This window comes from Tateyamaria sp. 7Alg 36, from assembly GCF_059882455.1.
In genome coordinates, this window is the sequence record NZ_CM187613.1 from 2,481,049 (window position 1) to 2,502,189 (window position 21,141).

Annotated in this window: 18 protein-coding genes; 10 read left to right on the forward strand and 8 right to left on the reverse strand. The window is 60.4% G+C overall.

Annotation, left to right across the window (positions count from 1 at the left end):
* Nucleotides 1-5: 5 nt before the first annotated feature.
* From AC6GQJ_RS12170 to AC6GQJ_RS12185, 4 genes are all read right to left on the reverse strand, one after another.
* Nucleotides 6-452: a CreA family protein gene (locus AC6GQJ_RS12170; RefSeq protein WP_500768580.1), complete on the reverse strand. Its 447-nt coding sequence runs from the start codon at nucleotides 450-452 to the stop codon at nucleotides 6-8.
* Nucleotides 449-1,477 carry a phosphatase domain-containing protein gene (locus AC6GQJ_RS12175; protein ID WP_500768582.1) on the reverse strand — a complete coding sequence of 343 codons (1,029 nt, stop codon included), beginning with the start codon at nucleotides 1,475-1,477 and terminating at the stop codon, nucleotides 449-451. Before AC6GQJ_RS12175 ends, AC6GQJ_RS12170 begins: the two co-directional genes overlap by 4 nt.
* Nucleotides 1,478-1,550: 73 nt before the next feature.
* The gene (locus tag AC6GQJ_RS12180) at nucleotides 1,551-2,990 is read right to left on the reverse strand and encodes a UdgX family uracil-DNA binding protein (protein WP_500768584.1); all 1,440 of its coding nucleotides are present in this window, start codon (nucleotides 2,988-2,990) and stop codon (nucleotides 1,551-1,553) included.
* Nucleotides 2,990-4,225, reverse strand: coding sequence for a putative DNA modification/repair radical SAM protein (locus tag AC6GQJ_RS12185; RefSeq protein WP_500768586.1), 1,236 nt, complete (start codon nucleotides 4,223-4,225; stop codon nucleotides 2,990-2,992). Before AC6GQJ_RS12185 ends, AC6GQJ_RS12180 begins: the two co-directional genes overlap by 1 nt.
* 331 nt (nucleotides 4,226-4,556) lie before the next feature.
* On the opposite strand from AC6GQJ_RS12185, the gene AC6GQJ_RS12190 reads away from it, so the two are divergent.
* The 5 genes from AC6GQJ_RS12190 to AC6GQJ_RS12210 all read left to right on the forward strand — a co-directional run bounded on the left by AC6GQJ_RS12190 (nucleotide 4,557) and on the right by AC6GQJ_RS12210 (nucleotide 9,969).
* The gene (locus AC6GQJ_RS12190; protein ID WP_500768588.1) at nucleotides 4,557-7,019 is read left to right on the forward strand and encodes a TonB-dependent receptor; all 2,463 of its coding nucleotides are present in this window, start codon (nucleotides 4,557-4,559) and stop codon (nucleotides 7,017-7,019) included.
* A 69-nt stretch (nucleotides 7,020-7,088) separates the two neighbouring features.
* Nucleotides 7,089-7,772, forward strand: a complete 684-nt coding sequence (locus AC6GQJ_RS12195; protein ID WP_500768590.1) for a Fe2+-dependent dioxygenase — start codon at nucleotides 7,089-7,091, stop codon at nucleotides 7,770-7,772.
* Nucleotide 7,773: 1 nt separating this feature from the next.
* Nucleotides 7,774-8,616: a tonB-system energizer ExbB gene (gene exbB, locus AC6GQJ_RS12200; RefSeq protein ID WP_500768592.1), complete on the forward strand. Its 843-nt coding sequence runs from the start codon at nucleotides 7,774-7,776 to the stop codon at nucleotides 8,614-8,616.
* A gap of 4 nt (nucleotides 8,617-8,620) precedes the next feature.
* The gene (gene exbD / locus AC6GQJ_RS12205) at nucleotides 8,621-9,115 is read left to right on the forward strand and encodes a TonB system transport protein ExbD (RefSeq protein WP_500768594.1); all 495 of its coding nucleotides are present in this window, start codon (nucleotides 8,621-8,623) and stop codon (nucleotides 9,113-9,115) included.
* Nucleotides 9,112-9,969 carry an energy transducer TonB gene (locus AC6GQJ_RS12210; RefSeq protein ID WP_500768596.1) on the forward strand — a complete coding sequence of 286 codons (858 nt, stop codon included), beginning with the start codon at nucleotides 9,112-9,114 and terminating at the stop codon, nucleotides 9,967-9,969. Before exbD ends, AC6GQJ_RS12210 begins: the two co-directional genes overlap by 4 nt.
* On the opposite strand, the gene AC6GQJ_RS12215 is transcribed toward AC6GQJ_RS12210, so the two are convergent.
* Together AC6GQJ_RS12215 and AC6GQJ_RS12220 are read right to left on the reverse strand one after the other, a co-directional pair.
* Complete coding sequence (locus AC6GQJ_RS12215) at nucleotides 9,959-11,068, reverse strand: alpha-hydroxy acid oxidase (protein WP_500768598.1); 1,110 nt, start codon at nucleotides 11,066-11,068, stop codon at nucleotides 9,959-9,961. The two genes, AC6GQJ_RS12210 and AC6GQJ_RS12215, sit on opposite strands and share 11 nt — an antisense overlap.
* 175 nt (nucleotides 11,069-11,243) lie before the next feature.
* Complete coding sequence (locus tag AC6GQJ_RS12220; protein ID WP_500768600.1) at nucleotides 11,244-11,858, reverse strand: response regulator; 615 nt, start codon at nucleotides 11,856-11,858, stop codon at nucleotides 11,244-11,246.
* Between the two features lie 441 nt (nucleotides 11,859-12,299).
* On the opposite strand from AC6GQJ_RS12220, the gene AC6GQJ_RS12225 reads away from it, so the two are divergent.
* Nucleotides 12,300-12,815 carry a putative pterin-binding protein gene (locus AC6GQJ_RS12225; protein ID WP_500768602.1) on the forward strand — a complete coding sequence of 172 codons (516 nt, stop codon included), beginning with the start codon at nucleotides 12,300-12,302 and terminating at the stop codon, nucleotides 12,813-12,815.
* Between the two features lie 34 nt (nucleotides 12,816-12,849).
* The gene (locus AC6GQJ_RS12230; protein WP_500768604.1) at nucleotides 12,850-15,348 is read left to right on the forward strand and encodes a hybrid sensor histidine kinase/response regulator; all 2,499 of its coding nucleotides are present in this window, start codon (nucleotides 12,850-12,852) and stop codon (nucleotides 15,346-15,348) included.
* Nucleotides 15,349-15,373: 25 nt separating this feature from the next.
* Here AC6GQJ_RS12230 and AC6GQJ_RS12235 read toward each other — a convergent pair whose 3' ends face one another.
* The gene (locus AC6GQJ_RS12235) at nucleotides 15,374-15,823 is read right to left on the reverse strand and encodes a polysaccharide biosynthesis/export family protein (RefSeq protein WP_500768606.1); all 450 of its coding nucleotides are present in this window, start codon (nucleotides 15,821-15,823) and stop codon (nucleotides 15,374-15,376) included.
* A 336-nt stretch (nucleotides 15,824-16,159) separates the two neighbouring features.
* Here AC6GQJ_RS12235 and AC6GQJ_RS12240 point away from each other — a divergent pair, with 336 nt between their 5' ends.
* Both AC6GQJ_RS12240 and AC6GQJ_RS12245 read left to right on the forward strand, forming a co-directional pair.
* The gene (locus AC6GQJ_RS12240) at nucleotides 16,160-16,957 is read left to right on the forward strand and encodes a CDP-alcohol phosphatidyltransferase family protein (RefSeq protein ID WP_500768608.1); all 798 of its coding nucleotides are present in this window, start codon (nucleotides 16,160-16,162) and stop codon (nucleotides 16,955-16,957) included.
* A 22-nt stretch (nucleotides 16,958-16,979) separates the two neighbouring features.
* Nucleotides 16,980-17,678, forward strand: a complete 699-nt coding sequence (locus tag AC6GQJ_RS12245) for a phosphatidylserine decarboxylase (protein WP_500773907.1) — start codon at nucleotides 16,980-16,982, stop codon at nucleotides 17,676-17,678.
* Nucleotides 17,679-17,685: 7 nt separating this feature from the next.
* On the opposite strand, the gene AC6GQJ_RS12250 is transcribed toward AC6GQJ_RS12245, so the two are convergent.
* Complete coding sequence (locus tag AC6GQJ_RS12250) at nucleotides 17,686-18,576, reverse strand: hydrogen peroxide-inducible genes activator (protein WP_500768610.1); 891 nt, start codon at nucleotides 18,574-18,576, stop codon at nucleotides 17,686-17,688.
* 214 nt (nucleotides 18,577-18,790) lie between these two features.
* Between AC6GQJ_RS12250 and katG the strand changes: the two genes are divergently transcribed.
* Entirely contained in the window at nucleotides 18,791-20,995 is a 2,205-nt protein-coding gene (gene katG, locus AC6GQJ_RS12255; RefSeq protein ID WP_500768612.1) for a catalase/peroxidase HPI, read from the forward strand.
* Nucleotides 20,996-21,141: the final 146 nt, after the last annotated feature.

The following is a 21,141-nucleotide window of genomic DNA, read 5'->3' on the forward strand; positions in this document are numbered from 1 at the left end:
GCCCATCACTCCGAATAAAGCGGCACAGTCGAAATCGCCATTTTGGCCGATCCCTGCTGCACCTCGCGCCCGTGCGCGATGTAGATCAGCGTCTTGTTTGCCTCATCATAGATGCGCGTGACCTTGAGCGACTTCCAGATGATCGACCGCCGTTCCGAGAACACCGATTCCCCCTCGCGGCCGCGATCAATATCGCCAATCTCGATCTTGCCGGTTTGACGGCAGGCGATGGCCGAGTTCGACGGATCCTCGAACCAGTTGCCGTTAGACAGGCGGTCGATCAGGCCGCGGTCGAAATAGGTGACGTGGCAGGTGACGCCGCTGACATCTGGATCGGCAAATGCCTCGACGACAATGTCGTTGCCCAGCCAGTCAACATCGACATTGCCGACAACTTCGGCATGGGCGGCGCCGCTACACAGGGCAAACAGGGCGGCAATGGTGCGTTTCATGAGGCAATCCTTTGGGGGTTATTCGAAAACAGATCAGGGCGCGCAAGGGCCAGCACCTCGGCAAACCCGTCAAAACTGGGGGAAGCATAGGCAGGGCGATCCGTGGCGCGCAGCGCCTCAAGGTCACGCTTGTCTTGCGCATCCATACCGGGACCGGGGGCACGCAGGCCAACAGCCGCGATGCGCGATCCGTGCCGTTCAATCGCGGCATGGTAAATCTGTGCATCATGCTGGCCGGTATCGCCCAACAGAACCACGGGCAGGTCGGGATAGGCTTGCAGGATAAGATCAATGCTCGCCCCTTTATGGTTGCCGTGACTGTCGGTGATGAACTGTGTCTCGCTCAGCCCCAGATCACGCAGGAACATCGGCCCCGCGACCAGTCCTGTATTGGCGAACACACGGCGCAGGAACCCGTGCAGGTTCCAAGGTGAGGAACTGACATAGAACATCGGATTGCGCCCGTCCTCGGACAACGTCTTGCTAAGCGCGATGGCGTCGTCAAAGGCGTGCCGCGTCTGGGCGTTGCCGGTGAACGTGGTGAAAAGATTGCGCAGCAGGGAATAAGCGCCGGTCTGGATCATCGTGTCGTCAATGTCCGACACCACGATAAACCGCGCATCCTTGCGCGGCGCGAAAACGGGGCAGGCCACCGGATTCACCCGCCCGTCCACATGTACATATTCCGTGCTCCACCCCTCGCGACCGTCGCTGGGCAGCAGAAGGGTGAAATACCCTTCCTCATCGCTTTGGGCTGATACATCTCCGCTGCGCACCGTGACGTTCGCGATCTCGTCCGAGAAAAAGTGCGAAACCATGCCGCGAAAATTCTCCAGCTTGGTCTGGTCCTTGGTGGCCGTATCTGGCGTTAGCCGTGCCAGAACGCGTCCGCGCAGGATGATATGATCCTGCGTTACATAGCCGATATAGGGGTCGATTTCGCGGGTCTCGGCGGTGCTGTCAAAAAGGCGTTCGAATAGCCGCTCAAGCCGCAGGGCCAGCACGTGTAGGGCACGTTTGATCACAAGTTTCTCCGGTATCACTTGGCAAGAGAACCCGCGAAACGGCGTTTGGATCCCGAAATGGGTGATTTTTCCCTTAAGCGCGGCGCGCGTGGTCCTGAACCAAGGCTTGAGCCGCCTGCAAATCCTGCATCAGGGCTGCGCGCGCCTCGGCCTGTGCGGCGGGGTCCGGCAGACGCAATATATAAGCGGGGTGATAGGTGATCAGGACGGGCACACCGGCAAGGCCCAATTCAACCTGTCCGCGCCGCGCCTTGATCGCCCCTTGCCGTCCGGTCAGCGACAAGGCCGCCGTTGCGCCAAGGGCCACAATCGCCTTGGGTTGCACGCGGGCGATTTCGGCATCGAGCCAGAACTTGCAATGTTCGATCTCGGTACGTTCGGGCGATTGGTGGATACGCCGCTTGCCGCGCACATAATGTTTGAAGTGTTTCACCGCGTTGGTCAGGTACAGTGCCTCGCGTTTCATGCCTGCCGTCGCCAGTGCCGCGTTTAACACCTGCCCCGCAGGACCGACAAAAGGCACACCTTCAAGGTCTTCGCGATCCCCGGGTTGTTCACCGACAATCATGATGTCGGCCTGCTCCGGCCCCACGCCCAGGACGGCTTGGGTGGCTTGCGCATGTAGCGGGCAGCGGGTGCAGGCGGAAACGGCGGCATCCAGCCCTTCGGACGGGCCATCCCAATGGGTGCCACGGATTGCCGCCTCTTGCACGCGGGCGGTGCGCAAGGGGGGCAGGGTTGGCGCGGCAGCGGCCATGGCGCGCGCGCGGGCAGGGGCCTGTTCAATCAGCTTGGGGATCGACGCCGCTTCGGGCAGGTTCTTCCAGTACTTCTTGGGCATCTCCGAAGTCATGGCATTCACCTTCAGCCGCGCCGGATTGAAGATGTTGCAGAAATAGGTGGTCCAGAGATCCTCGTGCGCGTCGTCCTGCAAGTCGGGCTTTGGCAGGTCGAGCGCAAAGCGCAGTTTGCCCCCTTCGAAAATGGCGGTCACATCCGGTGTCACGATGCGCCAGTCCATATCGGCAAAGCGGTTGGCAAAGAACGTCGCGGTCGGTTCCACCGTGTGGTGGGTGGGTTCGAACCACGCGGCAAAGCTCCGCCGTGGTGCGTCCGGATCGCCAATCTCGCGGAAACGGACAAAGGCCTTCATCTTGTGCTGGCAGCGATGCACTGCCTTTTCCATCTGCCGCAGCGATTGCACCAAGGGGTCGGCGCGGTCCTGCATCAGCCCGCGTTCGCGCTGCGCGCGGTAAAGGCAGGCGTAGAGGCGGTCAAACCTGTCCGCCGCGCTGTGCCAGACCACGGAGTTGGCCAGCGACACAAAGGATTTCGTGACCCTGATATCGCCCGCCGCCACTGTGGGCGGTGCGATCACCTCGTCAAACAGGCCGACATCCGCCGCATCGCCAAAGGTCACGTCGGTCGGAGCCATTCCGGCGGCAAGGCAGGCCCGCGCCGCATCGCGCCACGCGGTATCCGCCCCCAGACGCGGGATAACGATCCGTTGCATCAGAACAGGCTAAGCTGTTCGGGTGGCGGTGCGAACAGCCCGCGCAAATTGGCGCTGTCGGTCAGGCCACGCGGGGACCACCCCACCGCCGTGATAAAGGCTCGCGCTTTTTTCAACGACGCCCCAAGGCGGGTGATGTCCTCATAGCGCAGCGTGCGGTGGCGGCGGGTCGTCAGGATGCGGTTGACGGTTTTCACCCCGAACCCCGGCACCCGCAACAGCACCTCGCGCGGGGCAGTGTTCACATCCACAGGGAACAATTCGCGGTGCGCCAGCGCCCAAGCGAGTTTCGGGTCGATATCAAGGTCGAGGTTCCCGCCAAGCGCAGTGTCGGTGATTTCGTCCAAACGGAAGTCGTAAAACCGCAGCAGCCAGTCCGCCTGATACAGTCGGTGCTCTCGCTGCAAGGGCGGGCTGACCAAGGGCAGGCGCGCTGAGGCATCAGGGATCGGGCTGAACGCCGAATAGTACACCCGCTTGAGCCCGTAAGAGCCATAAAGCCGCGTCGACTGGCCGAGGATCGTCGCATCATTCGCCCCGTCTGCGCCGATGATCACCTGCGTTGATTGGCCCGCTGGCGCGAACTTAGGCGGGCGCTTGCCCGTATACGACTTTTCCTTGCTGGCCGAACGGCGCAGTTTCACATCCGCCATCGCCTTGCGGATTTGCTCGGGGCTTTTCTCGGGGGCGTAATCCTTGACCGCCGCATCGGTCGGCAGTTCGACGTTGATTGACAGACGGTCGGCAAGGCGCCCCGCCTCGGCAATCAGTTCAGGTGCGGCGTCGGGAATGGTCTTCAGGTGGATATAGCCGCGAAAGTTTTCCTCCTCGCGCAGCTTGCGGGCGATCCGCACCATGTCTTCCATCGTTTTGTCGGGCGAGCGGATGATGCCCGAGGACAAAAAGAGCCCTTCGATATAGTTGCGGCGGTAAAAGTCGATGGTCAGCTTCACCACCTCGTCCACGGAAAACCGCGCGCGTTCCACATTCGACGACACGCGGTTCACACAATAGACGCAGTCGTAAATGCAGAAGTTTGTCATCAGGATTTTCAGCAGGCTGATGCAGCGCCCGTCCGGCGCATAGGAATGGCAGATGCCCGAGCCGGTGTTCGACCCCAACCCCTTACCATCGCGCGAGTCGCGCTTGGTCGAACCGGACGATGCACAGGACGCATCGTATTTTGCCGCGTCGCTGAGAATCGCGAGCTTCTGATCAATTGTTTTGCGTGTCATGTGTTCTTGATATGTTCCGCGCCGATCTCTTTCAAGCGGAGGGGGTGGTTTTTGCCCGTTTGCGCGCCGGATAGGCATTATGCCGCACCATCGACGTGGCGGGCATTCTGCGTGCGGAGAGGAAAATGCTCATCCGCGCCTTTCAATTGCAGACCGTGTTTAATTCGCAACACCTTCGGTTCGCTGGGGCAAAATTTGTCTGAACATACTTTCTGCACCTTTTCCCGACTAAAATAGTCAACTAGGAAGTGCGAAGAATTGCGCGCCATCCAGACTCACCGGTCAAGACAGCAAAAACGCTACTTAAAATCGGAGAGAAGTGATGAGATCCTTGCGTACAACGCATAAAAACCATTCGGAGAAAGCGCCCAGATCGCGTCTTCCCCTGCTGGGCGCAACTGCCGCTGCTGCCTGCTTTGCCGGTACAGCTTATGCCCAAGATGCCAGCGCGGACGGGGCTGTTGTTCTGCCCACCGTCGACATTGAAACAACCGAAGCACCGGCGCCCGCGCCAGTGCGCCGTCAGGCCACACCGCGTCGTCAGACAACGTCCCGCGCACCACAGGTCTGTACACCTGCGCTGGCCGGAACACCTGTCTGCGCTGATCAGGAAGCTGCCGAAGCGCAAGCCCGCGCCGAAGCTGCTGCCGCAGCAGCCGCTGCTGCCGAGGCAGAACGCCGTGCACGCGCTGGCACCAACCCCAACGCCGACCCGGACGCGCCGTTCAAGGCCGACACGCTGACCAACAGCCGCGTCATCGGCGAAGTCATCGACACGCCTCGCACGGTTACAACCGTCACCTCCGAAGTGTTGAAAACCACCAACACCACATCGGTGCGCGAACTGGCCCGCACAACGCCCGGCATCTCGCTCGGCTTTGGTGAGGGCGGCAACGCCTATGGCGACAACATCTATATCCGTGGCTTCAAGGCCAACAACGACGTCTATGTGGACGGTGTCCGCGATCCCGGCACATCGGTGCGCGAGAACTTCAACACCGAACAGGTCGAAGTCCTGAAAGGTCCATCCGGTTCCGTTGCGGGCCGTGGCACCACCGGTGGCGCGCTGAACATCGCGACGAAAAAGCCGCAGGATGTGGATTTCCAGCACTACACATTCAACATGACCGACGCAGGCACGCTGCGCACGACATTCGATCTGAACTATGGCGAGACCGAGCGTGTGCAACTGCGCCTGAACGGCATGTGGCAGAACGGCGAAGTGGCCGGACGTAACAACGTCTATGACGACCGCGCCGGCCTTGCCTTGGCGCTGCGTTATGACCTGACCGACACCCTCACACTAGAGGCCGATATCAGCCATACTAAGATCGAGCAGATGCCCGACTGGGGTGTGGGCTTTATCACGGATCAAGACCCCAACGATGGCGTCGATGTCCCCGAAGGTCCGACCCCAGAATTCGGTGTGCCGAGTGACACGTTCTACGGTGTTCTGGGCCGCGATTACCAAGACGTGACGCGTACCGTCGCCAATGCCCGCCTGATCTGGGATCTTCAGTCCGGTGCGACCCTGACCAACACGCTGCGCGCGTCGCACGCGATCAACGACTATATCCTGACCGCCCCGAGTTCGGTGTCAGACAACGGTTCCGCCGATCCGAACGACTGGACCGTCGGTCTTGGAGACAAGAACCTGTATCAGGAAACGGACGTCATCTCGAACACGACCGAGCTGACAGGCACGTCACAACTGTTCGGGCTGAACCACACGTTCACAGCTGGTGTGATGTTGCAAAAAGAGCGTGTCGAATCCGACAACTACGGTTCCTCGACAGAGGATTTCCCCGCCGGTGGAAACGGGTGTTCCGTTGCCGCGATCAACCCCGATACCAGCGTTTGCTGGAACGGCGTAAAGCCTCCTCTGGACGGTAATCCACGGGTCACGGATGTGAAAACGGTTTCGGCCTATTTCGTGGACAAGATCAAACTGTCTGACCACTGGATCGTGGATGCGGGCCTGCGGGTGGACCACTACGATATCAAACGTACCGAGAACGGATCGGTCTACGAGCGCAGCGATACCATGCTGAACGGGAACCTCGGCGTCACCTACAAGCCGCAGGACAATATCAGCATCTACGGTGCATTCGGGACATCCACGAACCCGATGGGTTCCGAGATTGCCGCCGGCGGCGGGTACTATGGTGGTCTTGACACTGCAGGTCAGGCGCTTGCGCCCGAAAAGAACACCTCGATCGAAGCAGGGATCAAATACGAGTTCAACGATCACCTGTTGCTGACTGCGGCGCTGTTCCAGACTACCAAGAAGAACGGGCGTGAAACGTCGGGTCGTGGCGCGAATGCTACCACTACGGATACGCTGGAATACCGTTTCCGCGGTATCGAACTGGGTGTTGCGGGCCGCGTAAGCGACCGGATCGGCCTGTTCGGCGGCGCGGTGTTCATGGACTCCGAAATCCTGCAGGCGCAAGACCCTGCCGATGTCGGGTCTTCGGTTGCGACCATCGCCCATGAACAGATCAACCTGCTGATGACCTATGATGTGACAGACCGGCTGATGCTGGGTGGTCAGATCAACTGGCAGGGCGAGATGGAGCTTGGCACGACCGCAACCAACGGCCGCAAGCTGCCTTCCTACCTGACGCTGGACCTCGTTGGCTCTTACGAGCTGAGCGACACAAGCGTTCTCAACTTCGGTGTCAAGAACGTGGCCGACAAGACCATCTATGACACCGCGTATCGTTCGGGCGAACCGTTCACCTATGTCGGACCAGGCCGTGAAGTCTGGGCGACACTCGAGGTGAAATTCTAAAGCCCTCCACAGTTCCCTCAGCGGGGGCGGCTTTCGGGTCGCCCCTGCACCTATTTCGAAGGCAAACCCATGCTGATCACCATCCCCGATGTTTTTGACCGCGACGAGGTGCAAAACATCCGCCAAAGACTCGATGCCGCCGACTGGGAGGACGGCGCACGTACCGCCGGGGCGCAAAGCGCATCGGTCAAGCAAAACCGCCAACTGCCCGCCACGTCCGAGGCCGGCCAGTCGCTTGGCAAGGCGATCCTCGAACGGTTGGGCCAAACGCCGGCTTTCGTGTCTGCCGCATTGCCGCTGCGTATCCTGCCGCCCATGTTCAACCGCTACGAAAGCGGCGAGACCTTCGGCGTGCATGTCGACAACGCGATCCGCGTGAACCCTTATAACGGGGAACAACTGCGCACCGACCTGTCGATGACAATCTTCTTTTCCGACCCCGACGAATATGACGGCGGGGTTCTGATGGTGGAGGACCACTACGGCACGCAAGAGGTCAAGCTGCCCGCAGGCCATATGGTGCTGTACCCGTCCACATCCCTGCACCAAGTCACGCCTGTGACGCGCGGGGCGCGGGTGTCGTCCTTTTTCTGGCTGCAAAGCATGATCAAATCGAACGAGCAGCGCACGATCCTGTTCGATCTGGACCAGACCATTCAATCACTCGCAATGCGCCACGGCACCGACGACCCCGAAGTCGTCCGGCTGACAGGCATCTATCACAACCTGATCCGCACATGGACGGAGGTCTAAGATGAACGATTTTATTCAAGAATGGCGCATGTGGCTTGAAACGCACATGCAATCCCTCAGCGCTTGGGCCGAAACCGCAGGGCAGGACCACATGTCGCCCGTCGGCATGTTCATGGCCGCAGACATTGTAGTGAAGGCCGTGATGGTATCGCTCGCCGTGGCGTCGGTGCTGGTCTGGGCGGTGTTCTTTGCGCGCCTTGTTCTGCTGGTCCTATCGCGTGCACGCCTTCGCTGGAACTACCGCGCCCTGAACCGTGCTGGCAGCCTGCATGTCGCACGAGAGACGTTCAGCAAACGGCGCGGCGTCGTCGGCGCGATGGTGCGTGCGGCGCTGGCCGAGCGCAAAGCGTCCGAACAGGGTGGCGATCAGGGGATCAAGGAACGTACTGACAGCGCCTTGTCGCGCATCGAATCCGGTGCGGTGCGCAGCATGCAGCGCGGTACGGGCCTGTTGGCGATTGTCGGCTCCTCCGCGCCTTTCGTGGGCCTGTTCGGCACGGTCTGGGGCATCATGAACAGCTTTATCTCGATTGCCGAAACCAACACGACAAACCTTGCCGTTGTGGCCCCCGGTATTGCTGAGGCGCTGCTGGCCACGGCCATCGGTCTGGTGGCGGCGATCCCTGCGGTGATCTTCTATAACCTGCTGGCGCGGGCGAACGGCGGCTACAAGGGAATGCTGGGCGACGCCTCGGCGCTGGTCAGCCGCACTCTGTCGCGGGATCTGGATCTGGCCCATGTGCGCCCTGCTCAGGCCGAAACGGTCGCGCCGGTTAAGGCGGATGAGGCGAAGACCGACACCGATCTTGGCACCGATTTCGCCATGACCCAAGCGGCGGAGTAATCCCATGGGCGCGCGTATCGGACATGATGACAGCGATGATCTTGGCGAAAATGCCGAGATCAACGTAACCCCGTTTATCGACGTGATGCTGGTGCTGCTGATCATCTTTATGGTGGCGGCACCGCTGTCCACGGTCGACATTCCCGTTGAGTTGCCTGTGGCGGTGGCGGACGCGCCGCAGCGCAGTTCGGAACCAGTGTTCGTCACCATCAAGGAAGACCTCAGCGTCGCGGTTGGCGAAAAGACGGTCAGCCTCGACATGCTGCATATCGAGGTCAGCATCCAGACCAAGGTGAACCGCGAGGAGCGCATCTATATCCGCGCCGACAAATCCGTGCCCTATGGCGAGGTGGTGAACGTGATGAACGCGCTCAAGCGGGACGGCTATGTCAAAATTGGGCTGGTCGGCCTTGATGAAACCGCGGCACCGCCTGTCGCCGACGGCGCAGACCCAGTCGAAGGGGCACCGGCCGCACCATCACAGGACGCACAGCCATGAGCCTTGTCTACCAGTCCCGCGTCGGGTTCATCCCGCTGGTGATTGCCGCCATCGGCGGCAGTGTGGTGCTGCACGCCGCGGTGCCGACCCTCGTGACCAGCCAGTTGGTGCACGAAGAGGAACAGCAGGAAATCGTGCGTCAGGAAACCGGTATTCAGGGTGCGATCATGTTCGATCTGTCCGATGAGATCGCCGCCCCGTCCGACACCAGCGAAGACAGCGCCGAAGTGGCCGAAGCCGAAGAAGCGCCCACCGTCACCGACAGCCCGCACTCGCTGGACCCCGCGCAGGCGGCGGAGCAACCGCTGCTGCAACAGGTGCCTTACGACATCAAGGACGACTCGCTGAAATTCGACGTCGCCGCGCCCGAGACCGAGGAAGAGACCGAAAAGAAAGCGACAGAGATCGCCGAGGAGTTTCAGGAAGAAAAGACCGAGGTACAGGCCTCGGTCGGGGCCGAGCAGACAGATGCCTCTGACGCGTCGGTGTCAGGTGTGGATGCCGACCAGAATGCCGACAGCGCGCAGGCCGCAAGCGAAGGTCTTAGCGCCGAGCAACTCGAAGAAATCTCGGACTGGCAGAAATCCATCGTGATCCGCATCGCCAAAGCCAAGACCTATCCGCAAAGCGCACGTAAGGACGGGATCGAGGGCGAGGTCCGCGTCGCATTCGAGATCGACCGCTATGGTCGCGTCCTGACACGGGAGATCGAGAAATCCTCGGGCTATCCTGCGCTGGACGAGGCTGCGCTAAAGGTGCTGGACGAGATCGGCAAAATGCCGACGCCGCCCAACCATCTTGAGGGCGAGACCTTTGCCATGGTGATCCCGTTTAACTTCCGGATCAAAAAGTAAGCAGACCCTCGGGCACGCGCACTTTGTCGGCGGTGATATCGTCGGGGCGCGTGCAGCCCGTCAGCGCCATCGTGACCTCAAGTTCGTCGCGCAACAGGCGGAGCACATGGCTGACGCCCTGCGCTCCCGCGACGGTCAGGCCGTGGCAGACCGGACGCCCAACCAGAACCGCATCGGCCCCAAGGGCAAGTGCCTTGAAAATGTCGACGCCGCGCCGGATGCCGCCATCCATCAGTACCGGCACGCCCTGCACCGCCTCGGCAATTGCGGGCAGGACGGACACGGTAGATGGCGCCCCATCCAGCACGCGCCCGCCATGGTTCGATACGATGATCCCCGCCGCACCCGCCTGCACAGCCCGCGCCGCATCCGCTGGATGCATGACCCCCTTTAGGATCACCGGCAACGGCCCGTTTGCGCAGAGCCATTCCACATCGTCCCAGCTGGGCAGGATGTGGCTGATCCGGTCAAACAACATGCTTTCACCGTCCTGAAGCGGCGCAAACCGTGCCTGCGCCACCCCCTGCAGGTTCACGGGTTGAACGGACAAGGGCAGACGAAAGCCTGCCTTGATCTCGGCGTCGCGCACTCCCTGCACGGGCGCATCGACGGTCAGGACTAGGGCGGTAAACCCGCAATCGGCGGCGCGTTGGGCAAAGGCCAGATTGCCGTCCCGCGAGGGTTGCCAATACATCTGCATCCAGCCGCAATTCTCGCCTGCTGCGCGTACATCTTCCATCGGCTGGCTGGCCTGCGCGCTTAGCACCATGCCGCAGCCTTGCGCAGTGGCCGCTGCTGCGGTGCCGCACTCTGCATCGCCATGCAGCAGCGCTTGAAATGCCATCGGGGCAACAAGGATCGGCGTTTCCAGCCGCTGCCCTGCGATGGTGCAGGCGGTTCCGCCCCCTTTGAGGTTGGCCAGCACGCGCGGCAGCAATGTGATGGCCGCCAGATCACTCAGATTGCGTCGATAGGTGACCTGATCCCCTGCGCCTTTAAGGAAATAGGCGCGCGCGGGTTCATCAAGCATTTCGCCTGCGCGCTGTTCATAGTCTGACAGCAACAGCGGGCTGTTCGAAGTGGAGTGGTTTTCGCTCATGACGGCGTTATTCCGGCGGTGCCCGCCGTGGTGTTTTTTCTATGGGGGCGGTCACTCATTCCGGCGCTCAATCCTTTGCCTCGGCTCTCTCCCCACATCTATCGCAGGATCACACAAAAGGGGAGGGGATGGGGGCAATTTCGCCCCGTTTCGAAGGCGTGAAGCGGCTTGCGCCCTAGAACAATCCGGCCTCGCGGGCGATCAGTGCCGCCTGTGTCCGGTTGGCCGCGCCGATCTTGCGATAAAGCGTTTTGACATGCAGTTTTACGGTCGGCTCGGTGATATCCAGATCACGCGCGATTTCCTTGTTCGCCTTGCCGGCGGTCAGCCCTTCCAACACCTGCAACTCGCGTGTTGTCAGCTTTTCGGCCAGCGCGCTTTTCGGCGCTTCCTCAACCGCGGTCATGAAATCCAGCGGCGCATATTGTTCGCCCATCGCCATGAATTTGACCGCGTTGACCAGTGATTTGGCGGGCAGCGACTTTGGCACAAAACCGGCGGCACCCGCTTCAAGCGCGTCCTCGGCGATCTGCTTGGTCGCCTCGCCCGAGATCAGCGCGACGCGATCCGCCTTGTCCATCGCCAACACCGTGCGCAGCCCGTCCAGCCCGTTCATGCCCGGCATGTTGTAGTCCAGCAGAACGAGGTCATAGGCATCATCCGCTTTGATACGGTCAATCGCCTGCTGCAAGGTGCCCGCACTCGCGGTTTCAATCGTGCCTTGCGCCTCGAAGAACATCACGAGCGTGTCGCGCAAAAGGTCATGGTCGTCGGCAATCAGAATTCTCATTAAAAAACGTCCTCAGGTCGCACTGGGTCACTCTTACCAAACTTTGCGGTTAAACAAAGGCAAACAGTATGGGGAAAATGGCCAGTCAGGTCACCCGAACGGATATATGTGCGGCCTGCACTGAGGGCAGATTGCGCTGGCAACCCGTGCCAGCATTGCGCCTCGGGTGAGATCAATTTTCACCAGCACCCGCCAAGGCGCTGAATACGTTGGTTCAATTCGGGGTTGAGGGTTTTTAGGGCAGCTATTGCCCTTCCTTTGGCAGATGGCGCCAAATTCTGCCGGCTTTGGTACGCTTGCATCAATCCTCTTACAAAATCCCTAAGTAAATCCAATGGTATATGCCAAAACCTATCCGTTCGGATTATGCCCTATCCCAATACCCACAGGCGCAGTGCAGTCTCATATGTCAAAAAAGCGCGAGTTCTGAAGGAGTTTGAAATGTTCGCTAGATTGTCCGCTTTGACCGCCGCCCTTGCGCTTGCTCTGTCCGTTGCCGGTGCTGCACATGCCGAAAATACCGCCGCGCCCAAAGGCGAGGTTGTGCTGACCGTCACCCTGAACAAAGTGGACGCCGACGCTGGTACTCAAATTCAGTACGACCGCGATTCGCTGGCTGCGCTAGGGCTTGAGACATTCGAAACCACCACGATCTGGACAGATGGCCCGCAAACCTTCGAAGGTGTGCCGCTCAGTGCGTTGGTCGAGGCGCTTGAGGTCGAAGAGGGCAAGTTGCTGGCCACTGCCACCAACGACTACACGGTCGAAGTGCCAGTAAGCGATGCAGTCGAAGGTGGCCCAATGATCGCCATGACGCTGAACGGCGCGACGATGTCCCTGCGCGACAAGGGCCCTCTTTGGATTGTATATCCCTATGACTCGTCGGCCGATTACCGCACCGAGGTCATTTATTCCCGCAGCATCTGGCAACTCGACCGGATCGAAGTCGTCGAGTAACCGGAGAGGACATAGCCAGATCGGAACCTAAGACGTGCCAAACCACACTCACGGACGTCACAGGGCCGGCCGCACAATTGCTGTGCTGGCCGGTTTTCTGGCTTTGGCGGCTATCGCCTTTTTGACGCTTCGTGTGTCGCACGAGATTAAGGAACAAAGCTCGGCCCAGTCCGACAATGCGCAATTTTCCTTGTCCCAGACCGAGGTAGAGTTTCAGGAGTTGCGCAATCACTTGCTGGCTGGCGACTCCGCAGCAGATATCCGGCGGCGGTTCGATATTTTCTACAGCCGCATCAACACGGTGCGGAATGCTCGCGTCTTTGCCAATCTGCGCACCAACGAGGATTTCGCCAACTTTCTGGACGAAGTCGAAGCGTTCTTACAGAATGCCGCCCCGTTAATTGACGTTGATGATGCGCAACTGATCGCGAACGTGCCGCAGATCGCCACGCTGGTTAAGGATTTAGGCCTTGCGGTGCGGGGGCTGTCGCTTGCTGGGCTGAACTGGTTTGCCACGCAGGCCGATGCCAAGCGCGAGGCCGTGGCGCGCACAATGATCCAGCTTGCGGCGGCCTTGGCGGTGCTGATCTCGGTTCTTGGGCTGGGGGTTGTCTATCTGGTGCGCCTCAACGGCAAGATTATCCAGCGCGAGCGCCAGCAGGTACAAACCGCGATGCGCAGTGCCACCATTATGAATACGTCACTGGACGGCGTGATTGTGAGCGATGCGCAGGGGCATATCACTGCCTTCAATGCGGCGGCGGAAAAGATATTCGGACACAATGCCGACGATGTGCTGGGCAAGTCGATTGGCGATGTGATCGTGCCCGATCACCTGCTTGACGCACATAACGCAGGCATGGCGCGCATTCAGGCGGGTGGTGAGAAACGTGTGGTCGGCAAGGGGCGCATTCAGCTGGAGGCGCGGCGTGGGGATGGCAGCACCTTTCCGGTCGAACTGGCGGTGCAATCGGCCGTCATGGACGAGGGCGACATCTACATCGCGTTCCTGCGCGATGTCTCGCAGCGGGTGGCGGATGAGCAGGAACTGATCCGCGCCCGTGACAAGGCCATCGCGGGCGAACAAGCCCGCTCCGACTTTCTTGCCACGATGAGCCATGAAATCCGCACGCCGCTAAATGGTCTGTTGGGCAATATGAGCCTGTTGCGCGACACATCCCTTAGTGCGCAGCAGGACACGTATCTGCGGCATATGGAGACTTCGGGCCGCTTGTTGATGAGCCATGTGTCGGACGTGCTGGACATTGCGCGCTATGACAGCGGGCGTATTTCGGTGCAGTCCGCGCCGCTGAACATTTCGGCCCTGTTGCAAGACATAATCGACAATCAAAGTGGCATGGCCGCATCGCAGAACACGACGCTCGACTGGGGGTGGGAAGGGTCTGCGCAGCAGTGGATCAGTGGCGATGCCGACCGGATCCAGCACATCCTGATGAACCTGATCGGCAATGCGGTGAAGTTCACCGAACAGGGGCGCGTATCGGTCACGCTGTCATGGGCGGATGGCGAATTGTCCGTGATGATCGAGGATACGGGCGTCGGCATTGCGCCCGACCTGCTGGACCTTGTGTTTGATGATTTTGTGACCGGTGACACCTCCTATGATCGCGCGGCCAGCGGCACGGGCCTTGGGCTTGGCATCGTGCGCCGTTTTGTCGAGGCGCTGGAAGGCGAGGTGTCGGTAGAAAGCACGCTGGGCGAAGGGAGTACCTTTATGGTCACATTCCCCGCCGCCGCTGCCGAGATGCAGGACGAGCAGGACGCGGACGAGGCGTTCACCCTGCCAAGCGCGCCACAACGTGTGCTGATCGTCGAAGATAACGAGATCAACCGCTTTGTCGTGCGCAACATGCTGATCGCGGACGGCCACAGCGTCGCCGAGGCCTTTGACGGCAAACAAGGGGTCGAAATGGCAAGCGCCGAACCGTTCGATCTGATCCTAATGGACATCTCGATGCCGGTGATGGACGGGCGCACCGCCACGACGAAAATCCGAGAGGGGAATGGCGCCTCTGCGACATCCCGCATCGTGGCGCTGACCGCGAATGTTCTACCCGAGGAACAGGCGGATTTTCTGGCCAACGGAATGGACGGCGTGCTGACCAAACCGCTGACGCGGGCCGCGTTGCAGGCGGTGCTGCGCAATGCGGATGAACCAAAGGCTGATACGCCCGACGACGACCTATTGGATTTGTCCCTACTGTCCCAAACCCGCGACACGGTCGGGGCAAATGCGTTCGCGCCCTTGCTGGCCAAGTTTGACACCGAGGTCGCAGCGTTTGCCGAAAGTTTTACCGTGGATGCGGATCCTGCTGACATCGCCGCCGCCGCGCACAAGGTCGCAGGTTCCGCCACCTTGTTCGGGGCGAGCCAACTGCGCCAGGTGCTGGTATCTTTGGAACAAGCAGTCAAGGCAGGCACGCCAGCGCGTATCTGGCAGATGCGCGACGATGTCCTGTCCATGTGCCAACGAACGCGCGCCGCACTTCGTCAGGCGGCAGATCGACCTTGATAGAGACTGTTTTGCGACGTCTGGATCACTCGCAAACGCCGTCACCCCCCGCGCCTTTGGCGATCCGGCGCACGGACACACGCGGTGCGAAGCCATAGAAATCTTCGGCCAGTTGCCGCGACACTTCGGCGGCAACTTGCGCGGCACTGCGTCCACGGGCCGGGATGGCGCGAAGGTAAGGCAGGCCAAGCGTTCCATCCGCTGCAATCACATATTCCCCGTCCAGCATGTCATTTTCGAACACTTTGACTTCCAGCAGATCACCTTGCGACAAACATGTGCGCCCGCGCCCTGCGGCGTGCGTCGCATAGGGTGCGTGATCGGGGCTGCGCTGAAACGAAAGATCCACGTTCGACGAGGCCGCATATCCGGCGCATCCCGCCGCGATCAAGGCCCAGCCAAGCGCGCCTGTCTGAAAGAATGTGACGTTCAAAACGGTCCCCGACAAAAGAGTGCCAATCAATGCCGAGATCATATTTCCCGCGTCCTCGCGGGACGAGCGCGCTAACGGTTAATTCCGGTATCCGCACGGATAGCGGGCCATTCTTTCGAAGGTCGTGATGTCGGTGAAAACAGGCTGAAACCTCGTGCCGACCGGCATATCGCATCGGGTTGCAGTATGGCCGACCGCCCCTTATGCCGCTGTGTCGCAGATGGGTGATGTACGATCGCTATCGCTCATGGCGCGGATATGTGGCACATGTGTGAGGCCAAGACGCTGGGCAGGGCGGGCGAATGTCCCCCATGCCGACTTTCGCGTTCAACCCGATGGATCGGATGACATGGTTTTCGGTGACGTAAGATGACAAAGATGAACACCAACACAGATCGCTCGAAACGGGTGGGCGGTGGGCTGTCCTCGGACGGGGCGGATGGCAAGCGGATCAAGCTGCGCCACATCCTGCCCAGTCTGATCACCGTCTTTGCCATTTGCGCGGGCCTGTCATCGGTCCGGATGAGCATCCACGACAATCCGACCGCCGCGCTGTACCTGATCATGCTGGCCGTGTTTCTGGACGGGATGGACGGCAAGATCGCGCGCTTCTTTGACTCCGCCAGCCCGTTCGGGGCCGAGTTGGACACGTTAGCCGATTTCTTCAACTTCGGCATCGCGCCGGGGATATTGCTGTATTGCACCATCTTCCGCGCGTCCGATTTCGAAAGCATCGGCTGGCTAAGCTGTGTGGTGCTGGCAGTGTGCTGCGCGCTTCGACTGGCGCGGTTCAACCTTGCCCTGCGAGACCCCACGCCGCCAAAGCTGGCGCATTCCTATTTTGTAGGCGTGCCTGCGCCCGCGCTGGCCTGCCTTGCCCTTATGCCAACCTTTCTGATTTTGAACGGGTGGGAAAGCCTGCCGGATTTCGGCTATCTGGTAGCCATCTACGTGATCTTTGTCGGCAGTTTGGCCGTGTCCACATTGCCGACATTCTCGATCAAACACACGTCGGTCAAACGCAGCTGGCTGCCCTTTATCATCATCGCAAGCGTTGTGCTGGTCATGTGTCTTGTGGTGTATCCATGGACAACCTTGGTTGTTGCCAATGTGCTGTATCTGGGGTCTTTGCCCCTTGCCTATATGCGCGCGCAACGCGCCAGCGCGACGATGTGAACCTCTTTTTGCCGGAACGGAAATACCTATGAACATGCTGAAAATCGTGGCGGTGCCGATGCACCCCGAAGGGCGGAAATTCGTCGCCATCTTTGCGGGGATCTCGCTTGTCCTCGGGATGATCTGGGATCCTTTGTTCTGGCTCGGGCTGGGTGCGACGGTCTGGTGTTACTACTTTTTCCGCGATCCGGTGCGCGTGGTGCCGCAGGATGCCAACCTTGTGCTGTCGCCCGCCGACGGGGTCGTGTCCCTGATCGAAGAGGTTGTCGCCCCTGCCGAATTCAATATGGGCGAGGCACCTGTCTATCGCGTGTCGGTGTTTATGAACGTGTTCAATTGCCATGTTAACCGCGCCCCCGTGGCGGGCACGATCCGGTCGATCACCTATCACGCGGGCAAGTTCCTGAACGCATCCCTCGATAAGGCGAGCGAGCATAACGAGCGCAACGGCCTGTCCATCGAAACGCCGGATGGTGTGACCATCGGTGTGGTGCAGATCGCGGGCCTTGTTGCGCGGCGCATCGTTTGTTTTTCCGAAACGGGCGACGCAATTGCAGCGGGGCACCGGTTCGGGCTGATCCGCTTTGGTAGCCGTCTGGACGTGTACCTGCCCCACGGAGTCAAGCCGATGATCTGTCTGGGTCAAACGGCTGTGGCGGGCGAAACAGTCCTCGCCGACCTCAGCAAACCTGATGCGAACCTGATCGGCGTTTCGGTCTAACGCGCCTTTAGGTTTTGGCCGCGCCGCGCACGATGTCACCCATCTGCGTCAGCGCATCGTTCAGCGGGTTGGTCTTGCGCCAGACCAACCCGACCGTGCGCGTCGGCGGCGGGGTTTGGAACCGCGTGACGGTTACGGGGGCAGAGCGTGTTTCAACCTGCACCGCCATGTCGGGGATCAGCGTGACCCCGATGCCTGCGCCGACCATCTGAACAAGCGTCGATAGTGAACTGCCGTCCAACCCCTCACGGGGGCGGGCGGGGTTGATTGAGCAGAACGACAGGGTCTGGTCGCGGAAACAATGCCCCTCTTCCAGCAGCAGCAGTCGCATCTCGTTTAGGTCTTGGGCCGAGACAGGCCGCGCGTCATCATCCGTGTCGGGGCGGACCAGCACCAGTTCCTCGTCAAACAGTGGCAGTTCCACCAGCCGTGGGTCATCAACGGGCAGGGCCACAATGGCCGCATCCAGTCGCCCCTCGTTCAATTCATCGATCAGCCGCGGGGTAACGGTTTCGCGAATGTGCAGGTCAAGGTCAGGATAGGCGCGCGACAGATCGGGGATCAGGCGTGGCAGTAGATAGGGCGCGATGGTGGGGATAAGGCCCAGCCGCAGGTGGTGGAAACCGTCGCCGCGCACCGCGTCGGCCCAATCCTCGATATCCGCCACGCTGCGCAAAATGTCGGATGCACGTTCTGAAAATGCCTCACCCAATGCGGTCAGCCGCACCTGCCTTGGTCCGCGCTCGAACAGGGCAAAGCCAAGGCTGTCTTCCAGATCCTTGATCTGCACCGACAAGGCAGGTTGCGAAATGGCACAACGTTCGGCGGCACGGCCAAAGTGTCGGTCCTGCGCAAGGGCTTGGAAGTAGCGCAACTGGCGGATGGTGAGGTTCTTCATAATCTGAAACTATTGCGGCGATAGAAAAATGCAACTTAAACCAATGGCGTGACCCTGATAGGGAGCGCACATAACAGCTGCAAAGCGATGCGGGGGGAATCCGCGAAACCAATCACATGTCTGCGAAAGCAGGCGAAATAATTGCAAAGCTAGTCTAGAATGATTCTAGGTTGGCGTTAGAATGCGATCAGAATTCAAAAACTCGGAGAGTATCATGGACGGAACAGACGGCGGCAAATGCCCAGTTATCCACGGGACAAGCATGCACACATTCAGCGTGCGGTCCAACCGCGACTGGTGGCCCAATCAGCTGAACCTGAAAGTGCTGCACCAGAATTCACCTGCACTGGACCCAAACGGCCCCGACTTTGACTATGTCGAAGCGTTCAAGACGCTGGATTTGGCGGCGGTCAAGGCCGACATCGTGGCGCTGATGAAAGACAGCCAGGACTGGTGGCCTGCGGATTATGGCCATTATGGCCCGTTCTTCATCCGCATGGCGTGGCACTCGGCAGGGACATACCGCACGGCTGACGGTCGTGGCGGTTCCACCTCGGGCACGCAGCGTTTTGCGCCGCTGAACTCGTGGCCGGATAACGGCAACCTCGACAAAGCGCGTCGCCTGCTGTGGCCGATCAAACAGAAATACGGTCGTGCGATCTCGTGGGCCGACCTGATGATCCTTGCGGGCAACTGCGCGCTTGAGGACATGGGGTTCAAAACCTTCGGCTTTGGTGGCGGTCGTGCCGACATCTGGGAACCCGAAGAAGACGTGTACTGGGGTGCCGAAGAAGAGTGGCTGGAAGTCAGCGGCGGGGCGAACTCGCGCTATTCCGGTGACCGCGTTCTGGAAAACCCGCTGGCCGCTGTGCAGATGGGCCTGATCTATGTGAACCCCGAAGGGCCAGACGGAAACCCCGATCCGCTCGCCTCGGCACGCGATATCCGAGACACATTCGGCCGCATGGCAATGAACGACGAGGAAACCGTGGCGCTGGTCGCCGGTGGCCACACGTTCGGCAAGGCGCATGGTGCCGGTGATGCGGCGCATGTCGGTTCCGAACCCGAAGGTTCCCCGATCGAGGCGATGGGCTTTGGCTGGCAGTCGACCTACAAATCCGGCAAGGGCGTGGACGCGATCACCTCGGGCATCGAAGGTCCGTGGACGCCAACGCCAACCACATGGGACATGTCCTATTTTGACGCGCTGTTCGGTTACGAGTGGGAACTGACCAAAAGCCCTGCAGGCGCACACCAGTGGCAGCCAAAAACCCTCGACGATGGCAGCCAAGCGCCACAGGTCGACGGCAATGGCAAGGTGCCGATCATGATGACCACCGCCGACATGGCGCTGCGCATGGATCCGTCCTACGAGAAAATCAGCCGCGATTTCCACGCCAATCCCGACAAGTTCGCGGATGCGTTTGCGCGTGCATGGTTCAAGCTGACGCACCGCGACATGGGGCCGATCAACTGCTACCACGGTCCCGAAGTGCCCAGCGAACAGCTGATCTGGCAAGACCCCGTTCCGGCGCCGGACTACCCGCTGGTGGATGACGCAGATGTTGCGGACCTCAAGGCGGCGGTTCTGGCTTCGGGCCTGTCCACCTCTGAACTGGTTGGCACGGCATGGGCCTCTGCGGCGTCTTTCCGTGGCTCGGACAAGCGTGGCGGCGCAAACGGTGCACGTATCGCACTGGCCCCGCAAAAGGATTGGGAGGTGAACCAACCCGCTCAGCTGGCCAAGGTGTTGGAAGTGCTGAAAGGCATCAAGGCCGAGTTTGACGCCAAGGGTGACAAGAAAGTCTCGCTTGCCGATCTGATCGTGCTGGCCGGTAACGCAGCAGTCGAAGCTGCGGCCAAAGCGGGCGGCAATGACGTGACCGTGCCATTCACACCGGGCCGTGGGGACACCACCCAAGAACTGACCGACGCCGAAAGCTTTGAGCCGCTTGAGCCCAAGGCAGACGGGTTCCGCAACTATCTGGCCAAGGACTTCACCCTGTCGGCAGAAGAGTTGCTGGTAGATCGTGCGCAACTGCTGACCCTGACCGCGCCTGAAATGGCTGTCCTGGTCGGTGGCATGCGCATGCTGGACGCCAACTATGGCGGTTCGTCCCACGGCGTGTTCACCGACAAGCCCGGCACGCTCAGCAACGACTTCTTCAAGGCGTTGATGGATATGGGTATTGAATGGTCGCCCAAGACCGACGACGGTTCCACGTTCGAGGCCAAGGACCGCGCCACGGGCGAAGTTAAATGGACCGGCACACGGGTTGACCTGATTTTCGGGTCGAACTCGCAACTGCGCGCCCTGTCCGAAGTCTATGCCCAGAACGACAGTTCCGAGAAGTTCGTGACCGACTTTGTGGCGGCATGGGCCAAGGTGATGGAGCTGGATCGCTTCGATCTGGCCTAAGCCGACTGAAACGAATTGAAAACGCGGGGCCGCTTGTTGCCCCGCGTTTTTGCATTTGAAGGGGCGCTTTTCCTTTGCCGCCTTGACTTTCCACCCGTCGGGCGGTGTATCTGCGCCGATATTTGCCACACCCCCGAAGGGACCAC